The following is a 5,036-nucleotide window of genomic DNA, read 5'->3' on the forward strand; positions in this document are numbered from 1 at the left end:
TCGAGGGCTTGATCGAAGCAAGCTAAGTGTAGAACATAAAGAACAAAGACAACAGACAAGAAGGATGTCGCTGATGTTTGGTTTTGAAAGATCCAAGGTGTGGTCTTGATGGCAGAATGGAAATACCTGGTTACATTCCGCACCCAGCAGTCAAGCATTCTAACGGCGACGATAGTGAACAGCGAAAATAGCAAGAGGCCATGCAAACAGAAAGCCGATCTGAACAGAGTGAATCTCTTCGGATCGGCTTTTCTTTATGACTGCAGATAGATAGCATGCTATTTATATCTATAAATAGTGTAAAAGCTGATGGTTACTTTATAAATCGAAGATTGACATAACACCCAGCAGCTATAATTACGCAAAGAATAAAAGCAAAAGCGAATGAAGTTTGTCCCTGATATGCCTGAACCAGGAAGACTCCGGCAAAAATTCCATAAACCAAACATATAAGAATTTTTAATCCGGTTTTTGCTGGTTTTCCAGAAGTTACGTGTTTCATATTGGCACCTCATCTATTATTGGATCTTAATTATTGATAGATCTTTATGGATTCAGTAATTCAATAATAACGAAATGCATTTTATTCAACTTTTAAAATGAGAATGTTTTTAGAATGTTAAATCATCTATTACCGCTGTTATATTTTGTTGCCAGAATAAGAGAAATAGCACTTCTTGCTGTTTAACTTTTTGTAAAGAATCACTGAAAGCTGTTTGCTGTGACTGTATTAATAACAGTATATTTTACAATTCGTTTAATTGAATCAAGGCCTGACAATAATTACAGGAAATATTTCTAAACTTTCTAAAAGTAACAGAAAATATATAAGCTATTATATTGGCAATCAGGTAAATACTAAAGCAGATAAAAAAACTTAGGAGAACCAGATCCAAATCGCAAGCAGGTTTCTTTGGGGGGATCTAGTCTGCTCAGAATTATAATTAATAATAATTGTTAAGAGCTCAATTGACACGGCAGGAGGGTTATGATGGAACAAAAAGCGATATGGAAAGAAGCGATCAGGGAGATACGGTTAGCTCAAAGAGTAAATCGTCTGGTTTTATTTGTGGGGGCTGGAGTTTCAGCAAACTCAGGTGTGCCAACGTGGGAAAATTTGATTCGACTGATTGCTGCTGAAATTGGTTATGACAACTGTCATCGCTGTAAAAAAAATCAGGACGGATGTTCCAGGAAAGACTGCTCCTATCGATTTGAGTTTTCTTCACAGGACTTTATTCGTATTCCTGATTATTTCAGCGATACATTCGGCGAAGAAAGACAATCTGAATATCTTGAGTTTCTTCAGAATGCATTACGGCTGAAGAATGCTAAACCCAATCCAATTAATGAAGAGATATTCAGGATTATGCCTCATCATATTATCACTACCAATTTTGATAACCTGCTGGAGAACACGAGCGTGTCGAATCGGGGGCTTTTTGATGTCATCCACCAGGATGGAGATCTGCTGAAGTACCCGAACGATAAATACATCATCAAAATGCATGGTGATTTCAGTTGTCGAGATTCTATTGTTTTAAGGGAAGGAGATTATCTTGAGTACGAGAGTACCCATCCTCTGATTTCGGCATTTATTCGTTCCTTATTGATCAACCATACATTTGTATTTCTTGGTTATGGACTCAATGATTATAATCTGAACTTAATTATCAGCTGGATCAACTACTTCAGAAAAACAACCAATACTCCTGGAACGATTCGTAATTATCTGATCACAGATAAGGTACCAGTCAGCTTCGAAAGAAGAAGATTGGAAAGACAGGGAATCATCGTTGTAAGCCTTGGAGATTTACCTGAAGAGCTCGTTGCAGCTGCTCCAGATTCAATTACTGACCCAAGAGGAAGACAGCTTTACGCATTCGTTAAAAGCATTTCAACGCCTTCCATCGAAGAAAAAGTTTTGACTTTAAAAGAAATATTGACAGAAAAGTATCAGGACTTTTCTCAATATCAGAAAATAGCAGTTTCAGATTTTCTTGGTGCTCATAATTTCAGGGATGCGAAGATTCGCTGGACACGTATGGAGATCAGCGATGTTAGAGAATTCGAGAATTTACAGCATTTATTGAGAGAATCATCTTTAATTCGAGAGGTTTTTCAAAAAGTTGGTATTCAGACGGTAGTTTGTACTCACAAAGAGAAAGAACATGAAATCCTGCAGGTTGATTCCGCTAAATTTTTGCGAAACCCATTATTCCGTCTGGAATTGGATAATGATTATATTCTCCTGAAACGCAAGGTACAGGAACAGGGAAGTCTGTTTGAAAAGATGTATTATTGCCGTTTATGTGGGTACGATGCTCAAAAGCTGGCAGAAAAAACAGAAAATCAGGTGATCCGGGATCCTGCTTTGACTTTGCTTAATAAAATCAGAGCTTATTATGGTTGGGGCAGACACAGCGATCAGGCTCAGCAAAAAGAAGAGGAAATAAATACTATCTTTCGATCCTTACCAGTTCAAAAAGACTACTCCGTGCGTTTTTTAAGATATCTTTTTGAATATCCGTCGCAGAACCGGAACAAAATGGAAGGACTACTTCACAAGATGGATCAGTCTCTTGACCAAACATCGCAAGGATTCTCGCTTCACAAAGCACTTGAACATTTTGAATTGCTTCGATCTTACGCTTATGATTATTACTTCTATCTTAAATCGAATCTGATTCCATTGGATCTGTATAAAGATTCAAGTGATTATCTTCGTCCGTATTTGAGGGCTCTAATCTCTATTTCAAGAAGAGACCTGCCAAAAACAGCTGACCTCGAGTGGGATTCACAAAATGGTATATTGTATTCACTCAATGAAATCGACCTCGATCTATTAAGTAAGTTTGGAGAACCACACTGGTTAAGAAGAACGTTTAACTTTTATCGAACTGATATATTGAATATTGAAAATGGGATTTCATTACGAAAAAAGGCTGCGAATCTGATGAAATCCATGCTTAAAGAATTCCCGGTGCCAATTCATTGGACTGCACAATTGTATTTATTGTTGATCATCAGTTTCCATTCAAATATGTCTAACTTTGCCAAAAGCCAGCTGTTTTTGGATTTGAGTCATCTATTTATTTCAACGAACGAGCCGATTATCCGTAAGTCACTGATTGATACTTTGAAATATGCTTTACGTAAAATTGATCGATCCAATCATTTGGATCTGTATCAAAAATCCATCGAACGATTGCAGTCTTTTCTGATCACCAGACTTTCTGAGAAAGAACTCGAAAAGATCGATCCAGTTCATTTTAGTTCTTTGATTAAGGCGCTTGCCCCATATTCCAGTTATCAAATGAATCAGTTATCCGAAATGATTTCTTCAAGCCCTGATTGCAGAAAAAAAACAGATCGGATTGAAAGATACTATCCTGCATTAGCGGCTTCTGATATTCAATTCAGACTGTCTGAGCTAAGAGAGTGGATCAAACCTGAACAATTATCCAGTATGGTTATAGATGGGGTAGTTATTTTTGATAAACAGGAAGTCAGCGAATTGCTGAATTGGCTGACTCAACTTGATCAGTTGGAAAAAAGGAACAGATGGCTCAAGGAGTTAGTCAGACTGAATTTACATACTGATTTATTAAGCAGAGAAGATTTTAGAAATATTCCTGGAGCGCTCAGTCAGATCGGTTTCTTAGTTAATCCTGAAGGTTTTGATTACTCTCTGGTCGATCTTGAAGATCCTCTCTGGCAGGAGATAATTTTTTCAAACGAATACCAGGGATGGTTCAAACAGAATGCTAAAACTTTATTGAACGAAATGGTTCGATTCCGTTTTAAGAATCATATTCAAAGTGTAATGGAAGAAAAAATTGTCTACGGAATTCTTCTGGATTCTGAACAATTGGAATGCTTTCCCAATTGACCAAAGGCAGAACACCTGAAAGACAGGCAAAGCCGGCAGAGCTGAGATTAATATACTCAGCCTGCCGGCTTATTTGTCATCCTGGATTGAAACTGGCCACTCAGTATGAAAAAGAATTTTCAGAAAGGATGGAATCGAAGCTAGTGCCTCCTGAAGAAGATTCTTTTTTTGCAAACCAAGATAGATCGCTAGACATTTGGCCTGGCAGGTGGCACCGGTCTTTGGATTGAAGGCAATATCAGTAAAAGCATCGTAATGGCTCAGCTGATCTGACAATTCTGGTTTTGAAACCAGAGCATGAAGATAAATCCAATCGTATAACCAACCACGCGGTTCAATCGGATAGGATTTGTTTTCATAGACATAATAAAGCAGGGCACCATGCGTTTTAGTCAGCGAAGTTGTTTTTGCTTTGATGGGATCCATCGTCAGAATCTGCAAAAAAGGACCACCTGTCTGAAATACTTTTGAGGATTGGAAAATATTTTCGACCGGATAGAAGTCATCATCTAATTTTCCTTTCAGATAGAATGGAGACAGACTTTTACCAAATTCTGTAGGCGATTTACTGGATGCTTCCAGAATCTGAGCCTGAGGATTCAATTGTAAATACGCTTTATGAATGGCAGCGATATTTTTTTGTCGCTGTATGAGTGCAAAGCCAGCAGAATAGTGAAAGCTGACAACTACTTCCTTAAAATACGGATAGGATGCCTTTGGAAGAAAAACAGGACGTTCAGCCATAAAATTTACCTTCTTTTCGGATTCAGTTTATCAAACCTTTTGATTGAAAGTGATTGATTGACCTGTTTGAATTAATCGGACCATTAAGCGTAAAGTTTAAAAAAACTCAGCAATTTGAGAAATCTGATGCAAAGTTTGTTTGAAACTCAAAGGGGCTGTTAAATTTCTGACAGTCCAAAAATAAAAAGAGGCACCTGATCCGTAATGGATGAGGTGCCTTTTTTGGTAAAATATGTTCATGATCAATAAACAAAATTACCAAACACACTATAACTCGATTCAGGGCCGTTTGCCACTGCTCCATTCTCTCTTCCCTCATATTGAGATGGATTCTGTCTTCACTACTGTCAGTTCCTTTGTCGATGATTATCTCGACCTTGCCCTTTATCCTTCTTTTGCC

Annotated in this window: 3 protein-coding genes and 1 rRNA gene; 2 read left to right on the forward strand and 2 right to left on the reverse strand. The window is 37.7% G+C overall.

What is annotated here, in order from left to right:
* Positions 1-98 precede the first annotated feature (98 nt).
* Positions 99-204 (forward strand): 5S ribosomal RNA (gene rrf / locus BO222_RS12675).
* Positions 205-313: 109 nt separating this feature from the next.
* Here the strand turns inward: rrf and BO222_RS12680 are convergent.
* Positions 314-502, reverse strand: coding sequence for a hypothetical protein (locus tag BO222_RS12680; protein ID WP_075821103.1), 189 nt, complete (start codon positions 500-502; stop codon positions 314-316).
* Positions 503-988: 486 nt separating this feature from the next.
* Between BO222_RS12680 and BO222_RS12685 the strand changes: the two genes are divergently transcribed.
* Positions 989-3,892: an SIR2 family protein gene (locus BO222_RS12685; protein ID WP_083647826.1), complete on the forward strand. Its 2,904-nt coding sequence runs from the start codon at positions 989-991 to the stop codon at positions 3,890-3,892.
* A gap of 69 nt (positions 3,893-3,961) precedes the next feature.
* Here BO222_RS12685 and BO222_RS12690 read toward each other — a convergent pair whose 3' ends face one another.
* Positions 3,962-4,636 (reverse strand): DarT1-associated NADAR antitoxin family protein, encoded by a 675-nt coding sequence (locus tag BO222_RS12690; protein WP_075821105.1) that lies wholly within the window; start codon positions 4,634-4,636, stop codon positions 3,962-3,964.
* Between the last annotated feature and the right edge of the window lie 400 nt (positions 4,637-5,036).

The sequence above is a fragment of the Ileibacterium valens genome (genome assembly GCF_001945525.1).
Classification (GTDB): domain Bacteria; phylum Bacillota_I; class Bacilli_A; order Erysipelotrichales; family Erysipelotrichaceae; genus Ileibacterium; species Ileibacterium valens.